The following is a 20,138-nucleotide window of genomic DNA, read 5'->3' as shown; positions in this document are numbered from 1 at the left end:
CCGAGACGAATTGTTTCCCGCGTGACGCGACCAACCGTTCCCTTCTTCTCCCAGGCCACGACGTTCGAAAAACTCTGGCCGGTCATCCGGTCGGAAGTGGACAAGATTTTCGACAATGGGAAGTTCTCCCATTCCGCCCGCGTGGAATCCCTGGAGAACGCCCTCGCCGCGTACACCGGCGCCCGGCACGTCATCGGCGTCAACAGCGGGACCGACGCCCTCGTCCTGCTGCTGCGAGCCTGCGGGCTGCGGCCCGGCGACCGGGTCCTCGTACCGGCCTACTCCTTCGTCGCCACCGCCTCCTCGGTCGTCCTCGCCGGCGGCGAACCGGTCTTCGCCGACATCGACCCGGAGACGTACGCCCTGGACCCGGCCCGGGTGCCGGCCGGGGCGCTGGAGGGCACGCGGTTCGTGATGCCGGTGCACCTCTTCTCGCGGATGGCGGACATGGCGGCGCTCACCGCCTTCGCCGCCGCCCACGGGCTCCAGGTGGTGGAGGACAGCGCCGAGGGGATCGGGATGCGGCAGGACGGCGTGCACGCCGGACTCCACGGCCGGGGCGGGGTGTTGTCCTTCTTCCCGAGCAAGACGCTGGGCGCCCTCGGTGACGCGGGGGCCGTCCTCACCGACGACCCTGACCTCGCCGGACGCGTCGCCGCGCTGCGCCACCACGGCCGGACCGGCCGCACCCTCGGCCACTTCCCCGGCATCGCCAACGAGAGCGTCCACGCCGGGCACAACAGCAAGATGGACGACCTGCAAGCCGCCGTCCTGCTCGCCAAGCTGACCGTCCTCGACGAGGACATCCGGCGCCGGGCCGAGCTGGCGGCGCGCTACGCCCGGCGGCTCGCCGAGGTGCCGGGCGTCACCCGGCTCCCCCGCCCGAGCGGCGCCCCCGACGAGGTCTTCTACGTGTACCTCGTCGAGACCGACCACCGGGACGCGCTCGCCGCCCACCTGCTCGGCCAGGGCATCGAGACCGAGGTCTACTACCCGCGCCCGCTGCCGTTCCAGCCCTGCTTCGCCTCCCTCGGGCACCGCCCCGGCGACTTCCCGGTGGCCGAGGCGGCGGCCGGCCGCGCCCTCGCCCTGCCCCTCCACGCGGACCTGACCGAGAGCCAGGTCGACCGCGTCTGCGACGCCGTGGCGGCGTTCCTCACGCGGAAGGTCCCCGCATGACCCGCACCACCCGCACCACCGGCACCACCGGCACCACCGGCACCACCGGCACCACCGGCACCACCGGCACGATCCCCTTCTTCCCGCCGGACCTCTTCCACGAGGACCGCGACACCCTGCTCCGCCTCCTGTACGAGATCGGCACCGGCCGGGAGCAGAAGTTCATCCTGGGCGAGCACACCCGCCGCTTCGAGGCCGCGCTCGCCGGCCGGCTCGGCACCGCCGACGTGGTGGCCTGCGCCAGCGGCACCGGCGCCCTCCAACTCGTCCTCACCGCCCTCGGCATCGGCCCCGGCGACGAGGTCGTGGTCCCCGCCTTCGGCTGCGCGCCGCTCGCCGCCTCCGTCCTGCACACGGGCGCCGTCCCCGTCTTCGCCGACATCGACCCGGTCACCCTCACCCTGGACCCGGCCGACGCCGAGCGCCGCATCGGGCCGCGCACCCGCGCGCTGATGCCGGCCCACATGTTCTCCGTCATGGCGGACATGCCCGCCTTCACCGCCCTGGCCGCCGCGCGCGGGCTGCGGCTGGTGGAGGACTCGGCGGTGGCGCAGGGCGCGAGCCTCGGCGGCCGGCCCGCCGGCACCTGGGGCGACGCGGGCGTCTACTCGTTCGTCCAGGTCAAGTCGTTCGGCATGCCGGGTGAGGGCGGGGCGGTCGTCACCGACGACGCGGAGACCGCCCGCCGGGTCCGCATGCTGCGCAACCACGGGCAGGACGGCCGGGAGCGCTTCCTGCACCACACCATCGGCCTCAACAGCCGCTTCGACGAGATCCAGGCCGCCTTCCAGCTCCACCGGCTGCCCGGACTCACCGCCCGGCTCGCACGCCGCGCCCGCATCGCCGCCCACTACACCGAGCGTCTGTCCGGACTGCCCGGCATCACCACGCCCCCGCCCGGCACCGACGGCCGCTGCTACTACGTGTACACGCTGCTCGCCGACGACCGGGACGCCCTGCGCGACCACCTCGCCGCCCACGGCGTCGCCACCCACGTCTACTACCCGCGCGTCCTGCCCGACCAGGCGGGCTTCGCGCCCGTCGCCGCCCGTCGGCAGCCGCCCGGCGAGCAGGGCGGCGACGGCTGGCCGCACGCCCGGCACGCCGCCGCCCGGCACCTGTCGCTGCCGGTCCACCACCGGCTCACCGACGCCCAGGCCGAGCACATCGCCGACACCGTCCGCGCCCATGCCCTCGGCATCCGCTGACCCCAGGGCCCCCGCCGGTCACGCCCCGCCCCCTCATCCGTATCCCCGTACCGCCCGCACCACCCGGAGCCGCACCATGTCCCCTGATCTCGACATCGCCGTCGTCGGCGCCGGACTGGCGGGCCTCGCGGCAGCCCACGAGCTGCGCCGCGCCGGGCACGAGGTGCACGTCTTCGAGGCCGCCGACGCCCCCGGCGGACGCATGCGCAGCCTCCGCCGCGACGGCTACCTGATGGACACCGGCGCCGAGCAGATCTCCGCCCGCGGCTACCGCGCCACCTGGCAACTGCTGCGCCGCGCCGCCCTCGGCCCCGACGACGTGCCCCGCATCGGCCGCCCCCTGGCCGTCTGGCGCGACGGCCGGCCCCACAACGGCGCCGGCGACCCCCGCGCGGTCCTCACCGGCGCCGGACTCCCGCCCGCCGCCCGGCTCTCCCTCGCCCGCTTCCTCGACTGGAGCGGCCGTCACCGCGCCGCCCTCGACCACGACCACGCCGAGGACACCCCCCTCGGCACCGCCACCGTCGCGGAGCTGGCCCGCCGCTACCACCCCGGCCTGTACGAGCGCCTGCTCCAGCCCCTGTCCTCCGCGTTCTTCGGCTGGGACGCCGAACGCAGCGCCGCCGCGCCCCTGGTCGGCCTCCTCCTCGCCGTCGGACCGGTCTCCTGCTGGCGCGTGTACCGCGGCGGCATGGACCTGCTCGCCCGCCGCCTCGCCGACCCGCTGGACGTGCGGTACGGCAGGGCGGTCGAGACCGTCACCGACCACGGCACCCACGCCCGGCTCACCGTCGACGGCGCCGCCCTGACCGCCCGCGCGGTCGTCCTCGCCCTGCCCGCCCCGGCCGCGCTGCGACTCCAGGACGATCCCGCGCCGGAGGCCGCCGGGTACCTGGCCGCCTCCGGCTACCGGCCCATGTACAAGGTCAGTTGCGCGCTGGACCGGCCGCTCGCCCCGCGCGGCGGCAACTACGTGCTGCTCACCCCCGAGTGCGAGGAACCGGTCCTGTCCTGCGTCATCTCCGACCACCTGAAGTGCCCCGACCGGGCACCCGCCGGACGCGGACTGATCAGCCTGCTCGCCTCGCCCCGCCGTATCCCCGAACTCGCCGCCGCCACCGAGCCGGACGCCGTACGCCTGATGACCGAGGCCGCCGAACGGTACGTACCGGGGCTGCGCCACGCCCTCGTCGCCGCCCACGTCCACGACTGGCCCGAGGCGATGCCCGAGCTGACGCCGCACGCCCTCACCCTGCGCGGCGGGTTCCTGCGCCGGCCCGCGCGGTGCGTCGAGTACGCCGGCGACTGGGTCGCCGCCCGCCCCTCCAGCGAGGGCGCCGCCCGTTCCGGGGCGCTCGCCGCCTCCCGCGTCCTGGCCCGCCTCGCCCCGCACACCGCGCACGCACCCCTCCAGGAGACCGCCGCATGACGCCGTCCGACCCGGGGGTCCTCTTCGACGACCTCACCGACCGGGGCACCGCCACCCGCTTCCACCTCGACCGGCCCTTCGACGCGGCCCCGGGCGGCCCCGGGGCACCGACCACCCGCTGGACGGTGCCCGAACTCGCCGTACTGGTACGCGAGATGGCCGGCGCCCTGGCCGCCGCCGGGGCCCGGCGGGGCGAGCGGGTCGCCATCGCCAAGGCCAACCACTGGGACTACGACCTCCTCGCCTGCGCCGCCATCCGCACCGGGGCCGTACCGGTCAAGCTCTCCGGCCACCTGCCGGGCGAGGCGCTGGGGGTCCTGCTGCGACGCGCCGCGCCCCGCGTCCTCGTCACCGACCGCTCCCTCGTCGAACGGGTCGGCGCGGGCGTCCTCACCGGCGCGGCAGGGACGACCGTCCTCCTCGACGCGGACGGCGACCTGCCGTCCGGGGCGCTGCGGTGGGACGATCTGCGTGGACACCCGGACCCGGGCCCGCGCCGCCGCCACGACGACGACCCCCTCGTGATCATCCACACCAGCGGCACCACCGGCACGCCGAAGCTGGTCTGTCACACCACCCGCACCCTCATCCACAACCTCGCCCGCTTCGAGACGCTGCCCCTCCCCCGGCTCGGCGTCCGCCGCGACGACAGCCTCTTCAACTCCAGCTCCTACGCGCACGGCCGCACCTTCTGCTGGACCAACGTCGCCCCGGTCCTCGCCCCCCGGCACATCTCGCTCGCCTCCGAGGACCGGCCCGAGGCGGCCGACCTGCTGCTGCGCGCCCACCCGCCCACCGTCGTCGAGGCCCTGCCCTCCCGTTACGTCCGGCTGCGGCCCCTCACCCGCCGCCTGGACAACCCGTTCCGCGACGTCCGTACCTACATCAGCACCTACGACGCCGTGCACCCGCCGGTCGTCCGCGCCTACCTGGGGGCCACTGCCCGGCGCCGGCCGCTGTGGATGCAGGGCTGGGGGCAGACCGAGACGGGTCCGCTCACCTTCGCCTTCCACACCCGCCGCTCCGTCGCCCGTACCGCCGGGGGCACCACGACCCTGCGCGGGCTCGGCCGGCCGGTGCCCTTCAAGACCCGCCTGAAGGTCGTCGACCCGGACACCTTCCGCGCGGTGCCGGCGGGCGTGCCGGGCCTGGTCCTGTGCCGGACCAAGGCGATGGCCCCCGACTACCTGGGCGAGTCCGACCGGTGGGCCGCCAAGCGGCACGGCGCCTGGTGGAGCACCGGCGACATCGGCACCGTCGGCCGCGACGGCAGCGTCCGCCTCCTGGACCGCGAGGTCGACCACGGCGGCCGGATGAGCTGCCTGCACACCGAGGACGTACTGGAGGAACGGCTCCCCGAGGTCCTGGAGTGCGTGGTCCTGGCCCGCCCCGGCGACAAGCCGCTGCCCGTGGTCGTCACCGAGGACGGCCGGCTCGACCCGGCCCGCTGGGACCGGGCCCTGCGCGGGCTGCCGCCCCTCGCCGAACCCGAGGTGCTCACCTGGGACCGGGTCCCGCGCACCGGCACCGGCAAGGTGATGCGCACCGCCCTGCTCCACCGGCTCACCGGCACGACCGCCACCTGCGGCACCGGCCGGTGGACCTGACCGGGGCGCGGCCGGTGCCGCGGCCTCCGGAGGCGAGCGGGGCCCGGGGCATGTCCGGCGACGCGGCGGGCGGGGCCGGGGACCGGGCGGGGGCGGTGGACGAGAACCGGGCGCCGCCCGGGTCCGTACCGGCGCGTGGCTACGTCTTCGACAACGACAGCCCGCACAGCGGCGACCACCACCGGTACCTCGAAGAGGCCCTCGACCCGCTCACCCTCGGCCGCCTCACGGAGGCCGGGGCCGGACCGGGCATGCGCTGCCTGGAGATCGGCGCGGGGGCCGGCAGCGTCGCCCGGCGCCTGGCCGGGATCGTCGCCCCCGGCGGGCACGTCACGGCGACCGACCTCAAACCCGGGCGCATCGCCCCCGCCCCGGGCCTGACGGTCCTCGCCCACGACATCGTCAACGACCCGTTGCCCGACGCCGGTTACGACCTGATCGTGGCCCGGCTGGTCCTCCAGCACCTGCCGCGGCGCCGCGCCGTCCTCGGCCGGCTGGCGCGGGCGCTGCGGCCCGGCGGGCTGATCCAGGTCGACGAGTTCGACGCCGGCCACGAACCGTGCCTGCTCGCGCCCACGGAGGACGACGCCCGCCTGTACGAGCGGTTCACGGCGGCCAAGACCGCCCTGATGCGCGCCTCGGGCGGCGATCCGAGCTGGGGCCGGCGGGCCCCCGCCGCGCTGCGCGACGCCGGGTTCACCGGCATCGACATCCGCCCGCACGTCCTGCTGCGCGCCCCCGGCACCCCCGCCCTCGGCCTGCAACTCCACCACCTGGCCCACCTCGCGCCCCGGCTCGCCGAGAACGGCTTCACACCCGCCGAACTGGCCCGGCTGCGCCGCCTCATGACCGGCCCGGGGTTCGCCGCCGCGACCGGTGTCCTGTACTCCGTGCAGGCCCGCCGCCCTCCCGCGCGCGAGACATCCGACAGCGACCGAAGGAACACCTGACACACATGACCGACGAAACGCTCACCCGGACCGCCGCCCCCGAGGCCACCCCGGCGGCGCCCGCCCGTCCCGTCGGCAGGCTCCGCCTCTACGCCCGGCTGGGCAAACTCGACGTCTACGACTACTACTTGGGCGTCTTCGTCGTCCTGGCCGCCGTGCTGCTGCCCGCCGACGCCCTCACCGCGCGCACCGGCGCCCTGCTCGGCGTCTTCCTGGTCGCCCAGGTCTGCCTGCTGATGGCGCTGGTCGCCTTCGACGACGTCACCGGCTACCGCGACGGCAGCGACATCACCAACTACGGCCCCGACCACCCCCTGCGCAACGTCCAGCGCAAGCCGCTGGTCGCCGGCACGCTGACCGTGCCGCGGGCGCTGCGGTTCGCGTGGTCCTGCGCGCTCGCCGCGCTGCTGCTGTTCGCGGTGGCCTACGCGCTCGCGCCGCACCGGCCGACGTGGACCGCGGCCGGCCTCGCGGTGCTCTGGGCGGGCGCGTTGCAGTACTCGTACGGCATCAAGATCAGTTACCACGGTTTCCAGGAGATCTACCTGGTCGCCCTCGGCTTCGCGCTGGTCATCCTCCCGTACGGAATGATCACCGGGGAGGCTCCGGGGTTCCTGCTCGTGCAGGCGGTGCTCTTCGGCTTCGGCCCGCTCATGTTCGGGGTGTACTCCAACACCAACGACGTCGACGGCGACCGTTCGGTGGGCCGGCCGACGGTGGCCGCGCTGCTCTCCGAGCGCGGCAACGCCCGTTTCATCGCCTGCCTCTCCCTGGCCGAGTTCCTCCTCATCGCCGTCGCCAGTGCGGTGGGGGTCGCCCCGTGGTGGTTCGTGGCGCTGATGCTGCCCGCGAGCCTGCTCCGGCTGCGCCAGTACCTCCTGGGCTTCCGCAAGGGCGACATCATGCGGGCCCGGCGCGTCGGCTTCGCCGTCCACCGCGTCGGCGTGGCGCTGATGGTGGCGTCCCACGTCCTCGCCTGGGGGCTGGGGCGGTAGGGCGGGCCGGGGCGGTGGGTCAGTCGGCATCGCCCCTGTCGGCGTCCCCGTCGGCGTCCCTGTCGTCCCCGTCATCCCCGTCCGTGTCGCCGGTGAGGCGGGTGTCGAGGCGGTAGACGACGGTGGAGTCGCGGTAGTCGCGGCCGGGGACGACCTCCTCGGGGAGGCCGGTGCGGTCGCTGCGGCTGACGGACTCCCGCTTCCCCACGCCGGGAAAGCGGACCGCGGTACGGGGCCGGTCCACGAAACGGAGCCGGTCGGAGCGGACCTCGGCCCGGAAGGAGATGTCCCCCTCCAGGTCCTCCGCCGGGGAGGCGGTGGCACCGGTGGCTCGGGCCGTTCAGGGCGGCTCGTCCCGGTCGTGAGCGGCGCGGCGGCGGGCGGGGCGCTGGGGCAGCTTGCCGTCCTCCCCGCGCAGACGCCGCGCGCGGCTGCCGCCCGACCGCTCGACGGTCCGGTCGCGGTGCCCACCCCTGGTGCGGTGCTCGTGCTGCTCGGTGCGGGGGGCGTCGTCGCCCTCCCGCGCCGCCCCGGGAACCGCGCGGGTCGCGCGGGTGGCCTCTCCGGCCACGTTCCGGGCGGCATCGGTGGCGCCCCCGGCGGTATCGGTGGCGCCCCTGGCGGCGCCTCCGGCGGTATCGGTGGCGCCCCTGGCGGCGCCTCCCACCGTGTCGGTGGCGTCGTCGGCGACGCCTCTGGCGGTGTCGGTGGTGTCCTTGACGGCGCCTTTCGCCGTGTCGGCGGCGCCCTTCGCCGTGTCGGCGGCGCCCTCGGCCACCCCTCCGACGGCCTGACCGGCCTCGTCCCCGACCTGCTCCACCGCCCGCCCGGCGCCTCCGCCCACGTCCTGGACGGCACTGCCCGCGCCCCCGCCCACATCCCGGACGGCCTCACCGGCCCCGCCGCCCACGTCCCGGACGGCCTCGCCGGCGCCCCCGCCCACGTCCTCGACGGCGCTGCCCGCGCCCCGGCCGACGTCCTGGACGGCCTGTCCGGCACCCGAGCCCAGCTCGCCCAGGGTCTCCCGGGCCCCGCCGCCGACGTCCTGCACGGCCGACCCGACGCCCCGGGCCAGCTCGTGGAGGATCTCGGGGTTGCGGTCGAGGGTGGTGAGAACGCGGTGGATGATCCCGGAGACATTGTCGAGACGCACCCTGAGCTGGGCCTGCGCCTCGACACCCGAGATTCCCAGGTGCACCCGGCCGAGGGCGACGTCGGCACCGACGTTGAGTTTCAGCAGGTCCAGCACCTCGGCCTGTAGCGAGACGCGGGCCCGCAGATTCTCGACGTCGAGGTCGATCTCGTCGACCTTGAGCACGGGAACGTCCAGGAAGACATCCGGTTCCTCCCCGCCTCGCGTCCGGGCGGGCACGTCCTCGTCCTCGACGTCGTACGGCTCGGCGTACTCGTCGACGCCCTCACCGTCGTACCGCTCCTGCTCCTCGGCGGGCGCTTCGTCGCCCTCGGCGTTGCCACGCATCACCGCACCTCTCGACGAGGGACACTTCCTCCCATCTTGCCCAGACAACTCCCCCACGTGCGCGGCGAGCCGAACAACGACCCCGGCCAAGACGGCACGATCACGCCGTGCACCGGGAGAACGCCGGTGCTCAGCGGTGCGGGCGGGTCAGCACCAGTGCGCGCAGGGCGCTGCGGATCGTGCAGAGGGCGGGGTCGTCGACGCACTGTTCGCACGTGCTGGGGTGCGAGGTGTACACGGCGAGGGCCGCCTCGCGGACGCAGTCGGGGCAGCCTCGGGGGTACCAGGCGGTGACGGCACCGGCGAAGGTCCCGGACCGGGTGCCGAGGTCGACCGCCGTTTCGATGGTGAGGACCGTCGCGCACCAGACACACTCGGCGCCCCGGATCTGCCCGGCGGTCAGCCGGCCGGTGGAGAGGCCGGGCAGCGGCAGCAGCGCGAGCGCTCCGGCGGAGGTGACGGCAGGGACGAAGCTCGCCCGTGCCCTCACCGTGGGGCTCCCGAGCCCGATGGCCGGTCGTTACCGTGACTCATGTCGGCGCTCCTTCGGCTGTGTCGGCCATCCCCGTGAGCGTCTCGACTCGCGGGTGTTTTGCCGTGTGCCGCCGACGCTAGAAGCGTGCGGCGGGCCGCGGCCGGCAATGTGCAAAGATGTACACGGATTCAGCCTTGCGGGGACCATCGCTGCCGGGCCTCTTGACCTCGCCCCTCCTGACAGACAACGTTGGCGCACAGCCCTGCACATCGGATGGCCGGAGGTTGCTGTGCCGCTGACATACATCGGCATCGACCCGCAGACGGGCGATGGCGAAAGTCCCACGGTGTGGGTCGACGAGGAGAAGCAGGAACTCGTGCTCCAGGGATGGAAGCCGACGCCGGAACTCGAGGCCGAATGCGCCGGTTTCGAGGTGCCCGGCCACGCCGTAGCCTGAACTGCTCGGCTCGGCCACCCGGTCCGCCATCCACCTCGAGATGCGCGACGCCTACGCGGTCGACTACGAGAAGGGCCCGTTCGCCGACTGGCGGGCCGGCCATCGCCATGACCCGCTCGACCGGGTCTCCTGGTGGCGGCCGTGGCTGGATCTGATCCAGGAGACGGTGGGCCGGGGCGTCGTCGTACGACGCGCTCGTATCGTGTCCGAGCCTGTCAGCGAGTACACGCGCTTCCTGTACGACGGCACCTTCACCAATGTCGCCGCCGGCGAACAGGTCCGCTGGCTGCCCCGCCGCCTTGCCTCGGGTGCCGCGCTACGCCGCACGACCAGTACACGATCATCTGACAGCACGCACCGGACAGGCCCGTTCATGCCCCTCTCCCCTTCGTCCTCGGCGCAGGCCGCGCGCGAGACCGTGGCCCGTCGACTGCGCGAGATGCGCCGGAGCGCGGGGCTGACGGTCACCGAGCTGGCCGGCCGGTGCGCCTGGCACCACTCCAAGACATCGCGGATCGAGAACGCCCGAACGGCGCCCAATGCCACGGACATCCGCCTGTGGTGCCGGGCATGCGGCGCCTCGGAGCAGGTCGACGACCTGATCGCGCAGTCCCTGCACGCCGAGTCCCTGTACACCGAGTGGCGCACCGAGACGCGCCAGGGGCTGAAGGAGCTGCAGCGGAGCGAGCCCCGGCTGTTCCGGGACACCCGTCACTTCCGTGTGTACTCCTCCACCCTCGTCCCGGGCTTGCTCCAGACCGAGGGGTACGCCGCCGGGGTCCTCGGGATCAGCGCCGCCTTCCGGGACCTGCCCGTCGACGACAGCGCCGACGCCGCCCGCGCCCGCGTCGAACGGTCCGGGGTCCTCCACCGCCCGGGACGGACCTTCGTGTTCGTCGTCGAGGAGGCCGCACTGCGCCACCAGGTCTGCGATGCCGAAGCGATGGCCGCCCAGCTCGGCCACCTTCTGACGGCGGGCGCCCTGCCACAGGTCTCCCTGGGCATCGTCCCGATGTCCACGCCCGCCCGAGGGCAGTGGCCGCGCGAGACCTTCCACCTGTACGACGAACGCCTCGTCTCCGTCGAGCTGGTCTCCGCGCGGGTACGGATCACCCAGCCGTCGGAGATCGGCCTGTACGCTCGCGCCTTCGAAGAGCTGGGCCGGATGGCGGTCCACGGCGCCGATGCCCGCGCTCTCGTGCTGCGGGCGATCGAGGCGTTGGGGTGACCGTGATCCCGACCGTGACCGTGCGGAGCGGCCCCGTCTTCCCTGGAGTAGGGGGCGGGGCCTCAAGTGTCCGGGCCGCCCGGTGATCTCCGCGTGGTTCAGCGGCGTAGCAGGAGGGAGGTCACTCGGAGTCGGCCGCTGTGGATCCAGACGTCGGAGTATTCGACCGGGCGGTCGTCGGCGAGGTAGGTGACCTGCTGGAGGTACTGCACCGGGGCGCCTTCGGCGAGGTCGAGGGAGTCGGCGACGTCGGCGCCGGCGGCCTCGGCGCCGAAGGTGCGGCGGGCCGTGGCGATCTTCAGTCCGTAGGTGCCCTCCAGGACGCCGAAGAGGCTGGAGGAGGTGAAGTCGACCTCCTCGATGCCCGGCGCCAGGTCGGTGCGGACGAAGTTGAAGAGCAGGGCGACCGGCCCCTGCTCGGTACGGCGGACCCGGACCAGACGCAGGACCCGGGTACCGGGGGCCACGTCCAGCAGGGCGGCGACCGGCTTGGGCGGCGCGATCAGCGCGCACTCGCGCACCGTGGTCGTGGTCACCACACCCTGGTCGGCGAAGTCCTCGGAGAGGGTGCTCAGCTTCTGGGCGATGGCGGGCTCGATCGTCGTCGAGGTCACGAAGGTGCCCCGGCCCCGCACCTGCCGCAGCAGACCCTCCTCGATGAGCGTGGTCAGCGCCCTGCGCAGGGTGCCACGGCTGACACCGAACTCCTGGGCCAGCTCCGGCTCGCTCTTGAGACGGTAGTGCGGCGGCCACTCACCGGCGGCGATCCGCAGCCGGATGTGTTCCGAGATCTGGACGTGGATCGCCGTGGGCACGTCCCGCTTGATACCCGGGACTCCGCCTTTGTCGGCCGTCACAGTGGTCGCATCTCCTTCTCCGCTCTCACCGGGGGACGGGTGTCGCTCCGGCGTGGGTGCCGTACCCCGGCCGCGGCGGGCGGCCGGGGTACGGCGGTGGTGTCCGGTCAGTAGCTGACGGTGGACGCGTCACCGGTGTCGGTGATGATGGCCAGCCCGGCGCTGGTCCCGAGCAGGGAGGCGCCCGCCCGCAGCAGTTCCAGGCCCTGCCGGTAGCTCTTGATCGAGCCGGACGCCTTGACCCGGACCCCTTCCCGCGCCCGGTCAACAAGGTAACGAACGCTGGTCGGGTTCGCGGTCTCGATCTGGCCACTACTGGCGTTCTTCAGGAAGGACGCGCCCGCCTCCATGGCGAGTTCGACCGCGGCCTCCTTCTCCGCGTCGGTCAGCAGCGGCAGTTCCAGCATGACCTTGACGGGCAGACCGGAGGCGCGCACGACGCCGGCGATGTCCTCGCGGAAGTCGTCGTAGCGGCCGCTCTTGAGCCAGCCGACCTGCACGCCTATGTCGAGCTGGTCGGCGCCGAGGCGGGCGATCTCGGCGGCCTCGGCGGCCTTGCCGGCGCTGGTCATGACACCGACGGTCGGGAAGTCCAGGGCGGAGGCCACCTCGACGCCGGTGCCCTTCAGCTCGGCGACGACGACCGACAGCCAGGAGGCGGGCACCATCGCCGCGTTGAAGCCGTGGGTGACGGCCTCCTGGGCGTGGGCGATCATCTCGTCGCGCGTCGCATCCGGGTCGATCTTGGTGTGCTGGATGAAGGGCGCCAACTGGGCCGGGGTGAGGTCGAGTTCGGCGGGGTTGACGGTGGTTTCGGACACGGGGTGATCTCCCTTGGGTGGGTGGCGGCAGGAGCCCGGCGGATCGGCCGCCGGGTCTTCTCCATGGGCTGCCGCCACGAGTTGACGGTGCCGTCGGCGCCCGCGTGCGGGCCCGCGCGGCTCAGACCTTGGAGGCGTACTGCTCCGGGACGACGACGCCCTCGCCGCCGAACCAGCGGGGCGCGTCGACGCCGCAGTAGAGGCCGATGTTGCCCCAGGGCTCGAAGGCTCCGGTGCGCACCACGGCCTTGGCCTCGCGGGCGAGGTCGCCGAGGACCTCGGCGTGCGGGCGGGTGGTGAACTCGGCGCCGGCGAAGCGCTCGTGGAGCCAGGAGTCGAGGCGGGGGTTGTGGCTCGGGACGTCCTCGGCGCGGACCACGCCCTCGACGACCAGTTCGTCGGCGATCAGGCCGAGGACCGTGCGCAGGTCGGGCAGGTTCTCGGCGAGGGCCAGGTCGATGCGGTGCGCGTCGCGCGGCACGGGGAAGCCCGCGTCGACGACGAGCAGCAGGTCGGTGTGGCCGAGGGTGGCGAGGACTCCGCTGAGTTCGGCGTTGAGGATGCCGGAGCGCTTCATGGTGGGTTCCTTTCGGGTGGGGCCTTCGGGACCGGCGGTCTGCGGGGCGGGCCGGGCGGGGCCGGGCGAGGTGAGGGCGGGGTCAGGCCGCGGCCGGTGTCGCTCCGGTGGCGAGGGTCATCACGGATTCCTCGGTGGCGTCGGCGGAGTCGACGACGGCCGCCAGGCGGCCTTCGCTCATCACCGCGATGCGGTCGGTCAGGGTGAGCAGTTCGGGCAGGTCGGAGGAGGAGCAGAGGATCGCCAGGCCCTTGTCCGCGAGGGCGGTGAGCTGGGCGTAGATCTCGGCCTTGGCGCCGATGTCCACGCCGCGGGTGGGCTCGTCGAGGATGAGCACGCCCGGGTTGATGGCGAGCCAGCGGCCGAGGACGGCCTTCTGCTGGTTGCCGCCGGACAGGCTGGTGATGGGCTGGGTCATGGTGGCGGTCTTGACCCGCAGCCGCTGGGCCTGTTCGGTGGCGGCGGCGTCGAAGGCGCGGCGGCGGATCAGGCCGAGCCGGCTGAACGCCTTGGTGGTGAGGGCGCCGACGTTCTCGCCGACGCTCATGGTGGTCAGCAGGCCCTGGGCGCGTCGCTCGCCGGGGACGAAGGCCAGGCGGCGTTCGACGCTGGCGATCGGGTTGCGCCGTTCGTAGGGCTCGCCGAGCAGTTCCACGGTGCCGCCGGTGCCGGGGTCCCCGCCGAAGAGGTTGTGGAGCAGTTCGACGCGGCCGGAGTCGGGGAGTCCGGCGACGCCGAGGATCTCTCCGGGGCGCAGGTCGAAGGAGACGCCGTGGTGGCGCTTGCCGCTCAGCCCGCGGACCTTGAGGGCCGGTTCGGCGGTGGGCGTGCCGGCGGCGCCGGCGCGGCGGGTGAACTGGCCCAGTTCACGGCCGACCATGGCGGCGACGGCCTGGTCGGGGGTGGTGTCCTCGCTGCGCCAGGAGGCGACGTGGCCGCCGTCGCGCAGGACCTGGATGTGGTCGGCCAGGCGGAAGACCTCCGGCATGCGGTGGGAGACGTAGAGCATGGTCGTCCCGGCGGACTTGAGCTTGTCCATGAGGGCGAACAGCCGGTCGGCCTCGGCGGGGGTGAGCATCGCCGTGGGCTCGTCCAGGATCAGGACGCGGCAGCCCCGGGCGATGGAACGGGCCACCACGATGAGCTGCTGGGTGGCCAGGTCCAGGGTGCGGACGGAGGCGTTCGGGTCCAAGTGGAGGTCGAGTTCGGCGAGCAGCTCGGTGGTGCGCTCCAGCATGCGGCGCCGGGAGGGGAACCAGCGGTTGCCCGGTTCGACGCCGCTGAGGACGTTCTCGGCAACGGTGCGGTCGGGGAGCAGCGACAGTTCCTGGGGGACGATCGCCACGCCGTGCCGGCTGAGCATGGTGGCCGGTTCGAAGGAGGTGACCTCCTCGCCGAAGACGGTGACACTGCCCTCGCTGGGCGGCTGGAGGCCGGCCAGGATCTTGAGCAGGGTCGACTTTCCGGCGCCGTTCTCCCCGAGGAGGGCCGTGATGTCACCGGCGGGGACGTCGAAGGAGACGTCGCGCAGGGCGCGTACCGGCCCGAAGTTGCGGGTGAGGCCGCGGATCTGGACGGCCGGCCCGCCGGTGCCCGGGTCCGCGGTGCGGTCCGGGCGCCCGGGGGAGGCGTCGCGGGGTGCGGGGGTCATCAGTCCTCCACGGTCGCGTCGGCGAGGTTGTCGCGGGTGACGAACTGGGCGCCGGTGTCGACGCTCTTGATCTCGGTGCCCTTGGTGAGGAAGTCGTTCAGCACCTTGACGGCCTGGTAGCCCTGCTCGGACGGGTTCTGGCTGATGCTGAAGTTCAGGACGCCGCGGTCGATGTACTCGGCGGTCTGGGTGAGCAGGTCGAAGCCGCCCATGGTGATGTCGTCGGCCTTGCCGGACTGGGCCACCCACTTGGCGGCGGCCGTGGTGGAGCAGCAGTCGAGGCCGGCGACGGCGACCACGTTGGACTGGCCGGACATGGTGGACTCGACGGTGTTGTAGGCGCTGTTGGGCTCGTTGCCGACGTTGACCGGGCCGACGATCTTCAGTCCGCTGCCGTCCAGGCCCTCCTTGAAGCCGTTGAAGCGGTCGTGCGACCAGCCGGCGCCGGTGTCGACGGAGAAGACCACGACGGACTTGCCGTTGACGTCGCCCTTGAGGTCCTTGCGGAGCTGTTCGGCCTGGGCCTTGCCGGAACCCTTGAGGTCCTGGCCGACGAAGCCCATCTGCTCGGAGTCGGGGTTGTCGGTGTTGAAGGAGATGATCGGGATGCCCGCCTTGTAAGCCTGGCTGATGACGGGCTTGAGGGCGTCGCTGGAGGCGGAGGAGACGGCGAGGCCGTCCACCGCCTTCTGCTGGATGAGCGTCTGGATCTCGGAGACCTGCTTGGCGGCGTCGCCGCCGGTGGGGCCGATGAGGGAGACGTCGGCGCCCAGCTCCTTGCCGGCCTTCTTCATGCCGGAGCCGATCGGCGTGGCGAAGGCGAGGGACGGGTCGTGGTAGCTGAGCTTGATGCGCATCGGCTTGTCATCGTCGATCCGCTGCTGGATGTACGAGGCGAGCTTGAAGGAGCCGTCGCCGGAGCCGGAGTCGCCGTCGGCGGAGGTGACGGCGCCGCAGGCGGTGAGGGAGAGCGCCGCGGCGGCGGCGGTGGCGGCGGTGAGGCTTCTGAGGAGGGTGCGCGGGGACATCGGGGGCTCCTTCGTCGGATGCGTGGGTCGGGAGGCAGGGGGGAGGAAGGGCCGGTGGGGCGGCGGTGGGCGGGGCGGTCCGGGCCGCCGGGGTGCCGGTGTGCGGGGTCCGCGGGGGGTGCGGGTCCCGCACGGCGTACGGGGGTGTACGAGGGGTGCGGAGGGGCCGGGGGTCGGGTTCCGCGGGCGTACGGAGTGCGCAGGGTGCGGGAGGTGCGGGGTGGGCGGGTGCCGGGCGGCGGGGGTCAGGCGCGGGTCTTGCGCCTGCGCTGCCAGGTGTCGGCGGCGACGGCGGCGACGATGACGAGGCCGGTGACGACGGTCTGCCAGAAGGACGAGATGCCCTTGATGTTGAGGATGTTCTGGAGGAGGCCGATGAAGGCGACGCCGATGACGGTGCCCCACATCGTTCCGGAGCCGCCGAAGAGGGCGGCGCCGCCGATGATGACGGCCGAGATGACGGTGAGTTCCAGTCCCTGTCCGGTCACGCCCTGGACGTAGGAGAGGAAGGAGAGGCCGAGGACGCCGGCGAGGCCCGCGGTGAAGCCGGAGAGGACGAAGGCGGTGAGCTTGACCCGCTTGACGTTGACGCCGACGAGCCGGGCGGCCTCCTGGTTGCCGCCGACCGCGTAGGTGTTGAAGCCGAAGCGGGAGCGGGCCAGCAGGACCACGCCGAGGGCGGCGACGGCGGCGAAGAAGACGAACTGCATCGGCACGAGGCCGAACAGCCGTCCCTGGCCGAGCAGGTTGAACTCGGCGACGCCGGGCTGGGAGGAGCTGAGCGAGATCGGGGCGCCGTCGGAGATGAGCAGGGCGACGCCGCGGAAGACGCTGAGTGTGCCGAGGGTGACGATGAAGGACGGGACGCCCAGGACCACCACGGCCAGGCCGTTGAAGAGTCCGGCGAGGACGCCCACCGCGAGGCCGACGAGCATGGCCGCGGGCCAGCTCCAGCCGTCCGATATGAGCATGCCGGTGGAGATCGCGGAGAGGGCGTAGGTGGAGCCGACCGAGAGGTCGATCTCGCCGTTGAGGATGACGAAGGTCGCCCCGACGGCCATGATGCCGATCTGCGCGATCTGCTGGCCCACCGAGAGCAGGTTGTCGGACTGGGCGAAGGTCGGCGAGAGCACGGTGCCCAGGAGGAAGAGCAGGACGAGGGCGGCGAAGACGCCGGCCTCCCGCGCGTGCAGCAGCCTGCGCAGCGCGAGCGGGAACTGCCGGGTGCTCGCGTCGGACGACGGGGCCGCGGTGGCGGGCGGCTTGGTGGTGGTCGAGGTCACGAGGCGTTTCCAATCAGGGCGTTCAACTGGGCTCTGGTGGGCAGGGCGGGGACGACGCCCGCGATCGACACGGTGTGGGAGCCCGCGACGGCGGCGAACTCCACGGCCCGGCCGACGGGTCGGCCCTCGGCCAGGGCGACGGCGAAGGCGGCGGTGAAGGAGTCCCCCGCGCCCGTGGTGTCGACGACCGTCCGGGCCGGGTGCGGGGGCACCGTGGTGACGCCGGTGTCCTGGGCGACCAGCGCGCCCTCGCCGCCGCGGGTGATGACGACGGTGCCGCCGGTGCGCTCGTGCAGCGCGCGGGCCAGGTCCTCGTCGCCGAGCCCGTGCCCCTCGTCGAGGCCGAGGAGGACGGGGGCCTCGGTCTGGTTGGGCGTGAGTACGTCGATGAGGGGCCAGCACGCGTCGGGCAGCGGCCGGGCGGGGGCCGGGTTGAGCAGGGTGCGGGTGCCGCTCTCGCGTCCGGCGCGGAGGGCGGCGACGACGGCTTCCTCGGGGATCTCCATGGAGACGACGAGGATGTCGGCGGAGGCGATCTCGGCGCGGAAGGCGTCGACGGCGGCGGCGTCCAGCTCGTCCAGGGCGCCGGGGGCGATGGCGATGCGGTTCTCCCCGGAGGGCTCGACCAGGATGAACCCGACCATGGTGGGCGCCGCCGCGGTGACCACGTGTTCGGCGCTCACCCCCTCGCGCTGCCACAGCTCGCGCGCGGAGCGGCCGAACTCGTCGTCGCCCACGGCGGTGAGGAGCGTGACCTCGGCACCCAGCCGGGCGGCGCCGATGGCCTGGTTGCTGCCCTTCCCGCCGGCCCCCGAGTCGAAGAGGCCGCCCGAGACGGTCTCGCCCGCAGCGGGTGCCTTGGGGACCCGCATGGTGAGGCCGGCTCCGTAACTTCCGACAACCGCGATCTTCATCGGCACACCACTTTGTGTATGGACAACCATGGACAAGCGAGATCGTAGGTACAGGGATGTCCATAGTCAATGGTCGGGCACACAGTGAATGTCGGACATGGAGGGCACGCCGGTCCCCGGACCCTCGCCGCGGCCCTGCTCCCGCCGTCGCCGTCGCCGTCGCCGTCGTCCGGCACGCGAAAGGCCGGGCCGACGATCGGCCCGGCCTCGTGCGGGGTGCGGTAATGCGGTGGTGCGGTGATACGGCAGTGCGGCGCCGCGGTCGTCAGAGGGCCGCCCGGCCGTGGCGCCAGTAGCCGCGGAAGGTGACGGCCGCGCGGGGGACGCCCCGTTCGCCGACGAGGTGACGGCGGACCCCGGTGGCCAGCGCGGACTCACCCGCGGCCCAGGCCGAGCAGGGCCCCGACGGCAGGGTGGCCTCGCGGACGGCGCGCAGGGCGAGGGTGCCGGGGCGCAGGGCGGGGTCGTTGCGCGGCAGCCAGTGGACGCGGGTGCCCTCGGGGGCGGTGACCCCGGGGCGTACGGCGCGGACGTCCTCGTCGGCGGGGACTTCGAGGAAGACCTCGGCGGGCGGCCCCCCGGCGGCGGCGGAACTCTCCAGGACCGCGAGGGCCGCCGGCACCGCGCTCTCGTCCCCGGCCAGGAGCTGCCAGCCGGCGCCGGGCGCGGGCGCGTAGCGGCTCCCCTCGTCGAGGAAGGCCACCCGGTCGCCGGGGCGGGCCGCCAGCGCCCAGGCGTTCCCGGGGCCGCCGGGCCCGTCCGGGGAGCGCAGGGAGACCTCGATGTCGAACGAGGAGAGATCGGGCGCGAAGCGCCGGACGGTGTACGTCCGCACGCGGGGGCGGCGCCCGGCGGGCAGGAGGGCGTGGGCGAGCATCCACCGCTCCCCGGTGGGGAGGGCGACGTCGTCCTGGCCGGGGCCGGAGAAGAAGAGGCGGCCCGCCTGGTCGTACCCGGAGCGCTCCAGATGCCGTACGTCGTCGCCGGCCAGGGTGAGCGAGACGAAGTGCGGTCCGATCCGCTCCTGTCGGCGGACGGTCAGCGTCACCATCCGCCGTCCTCGCGGGAGTTGGTGTCCGCCGGTCGGTGCGGGGGTGGTCAAGGGGGCCTCCGGTGCGTGCCGTGCCTGGCTGGTCATGGGGCGATCCTGGTGCACGCCCCTGGGGTGACACCACCGGTAGAGTGACGGCTGATGCCGGAAACCCGCCACTCTTCGCCGCCGCCCCCTCCGATGCCGACGCAGGGAGGCGCCGGCTGGCTGCCGCACGGCTTCCGCCTCGACACCCACACGCACACCGACGGCCAGTTGGTGTACGCGGCGGCCGGCGCCCTGGCCACCACCACCGCCCGCGGCACCTGGGTCGCTCCGTACAACCGGGTGACGTGGACGCCGCCGGGCTTCGCCCACTCCCACCGCTTCTACGGCCGGACCGACGTCCGTGTCATCGCCGTCCCGGCCGCGCTGTGCGACGCGCTCGCGCCGCACCCCAGCGTCTTCCGGGTGAGCCCGCTGCTGCGGGAGGCGCTGCTCGCGCTGACCGACCGGCCCGAGGTCCGTCCCGGCGCCCACGAGCGGCTGCGCGCGGTGGTGCTGGACGAGCTGACCGAGACCGCCGAGCACTCCCTGCACCTGCCCGAGCCGCGCGACCCCCGGCTGCGCGCCGTCACCGGCCTGCTCCACGCCGACCCCGGACGCGCGGCGACCCTGGCCGGGCTGGGGCGGGCCGTGGGGGCCGGGGAACGCACCCTGAGCCGCCTCTTCCACACCGAGCTGGGGATGAGCTTCCACCGCTGGCGGACGATCCTGCGGGTGCACCACGCCCTGGTCCACCTCACCGACGGGCGGTCCGTGACCGACACGGCGATGGAGTGCGGGTGGTCCAACCCCTCCAGCTTCATCGAGGCGTTCACCGAGGTCGTCGGGCAGACGCCGGGCCGTTACCGGGCGGAGCTGCGGGGCCGCCGTACGTAGTCGGCGGGTTTTCGGTATTCCGCGTCC

Annotated in this window: 20 protein-coding genes and 1 pseudogene; 10 read left to right on the top strand and 11 right to left on the bottom strand. The window is 73.9% G+C overall.

Translation table 11 applies throughout. The annotated features are described in order from the left end of the window. The first annotated feature begins 21 nt into the window (after positions 1 to 21). The 6 genes from J5Y05_RS03225 to J5Y05_RS03200 all read left to right on the top strand — a co-directional run bounded on the left by J5Y05_RS03225 (position 22) and on the right by J5Y05_RS03200 (position 7,368). Entirely contained in the window at positions 22 to 1,179 is a 1,158-nt protein-coding gene (locus J5Y05_RS03225; protein WP_307853682.1) for a DegT/DnrJ/EryC1/StrS family aminotransferase, read from the top strand. Then, a complete protein-coding gene (locus J5Y05_RS03220) occupies positions 1,176 to 2,387 on the top strand; it encodes a DegT/DnrJ/EryC1/StrS family aminotransferase (RefSeq protein WP_210868192.1) in 1,212 nt (403 codons plus the stop codon). Before J5Y05_RS03225 ends, J5Y05_RS03220 begins: the two co-directional genes overlap by 4 nt. A gap of 76 nt (positions 2,388 to 2,463) precedes the next feature. Then, positions 2,464 to 3,816, top strand: a complete 1,353-nt coding sequence (locus tag J5Y05_RS03215) for a protoporphyrinogen/coproporphyrinogen oxidase (RefSeq protein WP_210868191.1) — start codon at positions 2,464 to 2,466, stop codon at positions 3,814 to 3,816. Then, a complete protein-coding gene (locus J5Y05_RS03210; RefSeq protein WP_210868190.1) occupies positions 3,813 to 5,423 on the top strand; it encodes a class I adenylate-forming enzyme family protein in 1,611 nt (536 codons plus the stop codon). Before J5Y05_RS03215 ends, J5Y05_RS03210 begins: the two co-directional genes overlap by 4 nt. Positions 5,424 to 5,473: 50 nt before the next feature. After that, the gene (locus tag J5Y05_RS03205; protein ID WP_210868189.1) at positions 5,474 to 6,373 is read left to right on the top strand and encodes a class I SAM-dependent methyltransferase; all 900 of its coding nucleotides are present in this window, start codon (positions 5,474 to 5,476) and stop codon (positions 6,371 to 6,373) included. 5 nt (positions 6,374 to 6,378) lie between these two features. Next, positions 6,379 to 7,368 carry a UbiA family prenyltransferase gene (locus tag J5Y05_RS03200; RefSeq protein WP_210868188.1) on the top strand — a complete coding sequence of 330 codons (990 nt, stop codon included), beginning with the start codon at positions 6,379 to 6,381 and terminating at the stop codon, positions 7,366 to 7,368. Positions 7,369 to 7,387: 19 nt separating this feature from the next. On the opposite strand, the gene J5Y05_RS03195 is transcribed toward J5Y05_RS03200, so the two are convergent. From J5Y05_RS03195 to J5Y05_RS03185, 3 genes are all read right to left on the bottom strand, one after another. Continuing rightward, entirely contained in the window at positions 7,388 to 7,576 is a 189-nt protein-coding gene (locus J5Y05_RS03195; protein WP_247614011.1) for a hypothetical protein, read from the bottom strand. 132 nt (positions 7,577 to 7,708) lie between these two features. Then, positions 7,709 to 8,848, bottom strand: coding sequence for a hypothetical protein (locus J5Y05_RS03190; RefSeq protein WP_210868187.1), 1,140 nt, complete (start codon positions 8,846 to 8,848; stop codon positions 7,709 to 7,711). Positions 8,849 to 8,978: 130 nt separating this feature from the next. Then, positions 8,979 to 9,338, bottom strand: a complete 360-nt coding sequence (locus J5Y05_RS03185) for a hypothetical protein (RefSeq protein ID WP_210868186.1) — start codon at positions 9,336 to 9,338, stop codon at positions 8,979 to 8,981. A gap of 274 nt (positions 9,339 to 9,612) precedes the next feature. Between J5Y05_RS03185 and J5Y05_RS03180 the strand changes: the two genes are divergently transcribed. The 3 genes and pseudogenes from J5Y05_RS03180 to J5Y05_RS03175 all read left to right on the top strand — a co-directional run bounded on the left by J5Y05_RS03180 (position 9,613) and on the right by J5Y05_RS03175 (position 11,008). After that, positions 9,613 to 9,780 (top strand): hypothetical protein, encoded by a 168-nt coding sequence (locus tag J5Y05_RS03180; protein WP_210869845.1) that lies wholly within the window; start codon positions 9,613 to 9,615, stop codon positions 9,778 to 9,780. 1 nt (position 9,781) lies between these two features. Next, positions 9,782 to 10,087, top strand: a pseudogene (locus J5Y05_RS32565) (DUF6879 family protein); the annotation flags it as partial. 66 nt (positions 10,088 to 10,153) lie between these two features. Then, the gene (locus tag J5Y05_RS03175) at positions 10,154 to 11,008 is read left to right on the top strand and encodes a helix-turn-helix domain-containing protein (RefSeq protein ID WP_210869655.1); all 855 of its coding nucleotides are present in this window, start codon (positions 10,154 to 10,156) and stop codon (positions 11,006 to 11,008) included. Between the two features lie 98 nt (positions 11,009 to 11,106). On the opposite strand, the gene J5Y05_RS03170 is transcribed toward J5Y05_RS03175, so the two are convergent. From J5Y05_RS03170 to J5Y05_RS03135, 8 genes are all read right to left on the bottom strand, one after another. Further along, positions 11,107 to 11,865 carry a GntR family transcriptional regulator gene (locus J5Y05_RS03170; protein ID WP_210868185.1) on the bottom strand — a complete coding sequence of 253 codons (759 nt, stop codon included), beginning with the start codon at positions 11,863 to 11,865 and terminating at the stop codon, positions 11,107 to 11,109. Positions 11,866 to 11,972: 107 nt separating this feature from the next. After that, positions 11,973 to 12,686 carry a deoxyribose-phosphate aldolase gene (gene deoC / locus J5Y05_RS03165; protein WP_210868184.1) on the bottom strand — a complete coding sequence of 238 codons (714 nt, stop codon included), beginning with the start codon at positions 12,684 to 12,686 and terminating at the stop codon, positions 11,973 to 11,975. A 121-nt stretch (positions 12,687 to 12,807) separates the two neighbouring features. Then, entirely contained in the window at positions 12,808 to 13,263 is a 456-nt protein-coding gene (rbsD, locus tag J5Y05_RS03160) for a D-ribose pyranase (protein WP_030225626.1), read from the bottom strand. An 82-nt stretch (positions 13,264 to 13,345) separates the two neighbouring features. Then, a complete protein-coding gene (locus tag J5Y05_RS03155) occupies positions 13,346 to 14,914 on the bottom strand; it encodes a sugar ABC transporter ATP-binding protein (protein WP_210868183.1) in 1,569 nt (522 codons plus the stop codon). Beyond that, a complete protein-coding gene (locus J5Y05_RS03150) occupies positions 14,914 to 15,942 on the bottom strand; it encodes a sugar ABC transporter substrate-binding protein (protein WP_210868182.1) in 1,029 nt (342 codons plus the stop codon). Before J5Y05_RS03150 ends, J5Y05_RS03155 begins: the two co-directional genes overlap by 1 nt. 245 nt (positions 15,943 to 16,187) lie before the next feature. Beyond that, complete coding sequence (locus tag J5Y05_RS03145) at positions 16,188 to 17,225, bottom strand: ABC transporter permease (protein ID WP_210868181.1); 1,038 nt, start codon at positions 17,223 to 17,225, stop codon at positions 16,188 to 16,190. After that, complete coding sequence (locus tag J5Y05_RS03140; protein ID WP_210868180.1) at positions 17,222 to 18,139, bottom strand: ribokinase; 918 nt, start codon at positions 18,137 to 18,139, stop codon at positions 17,222 to 17,224. Before J5Y05_RS03140 ends, J5Y05_RS03145 begins: the two co-directional genes overlap by 4 nt. Positions 18,140 to 18,404: 265 nt before the next feature. Continuing rightward, positions 18,405 to 19,277, bottom strand: a complete 873-nt coding sequence (locus tag J5Y05_RS03135) for a siderophore-interacting protein (RefSeq protein ID WP_307853681.1) — start codon at positions 19,275 to 19,277, stop codon at positions 18,405 to 18,407. Positions 19,278 to 19,370: 93 nt separating this feature from the next. Between J5Y05_RS03135 and J5Y05_RS03130 the strand changes: the two genes are divergently transcribed. Next, entirely contained in the window at positions 19,371 to 20,111 is a 741-nt protein-coding gene (locus tag J5Y05_RS03130; protein WP_247614010.1) for a helix-turn-helix domain-containing protein, read from the top strand. The last annotated feature ends 27 nt before the right edge of the window (positions 20,112 to 20,138 follow it).

It is taken from the genome of Streptomyces tagetis (genome assembly GCF_018069565.1).
GTDB lineage: Bacteria > Actinomycetota > Actinomycetes > Streptomycetales > Streptomycetaceae > Streptomyces > Streptomyces tagetis.
This window is presented reverse-complemented; position numbering and strand designations above follow the sequence as displayed.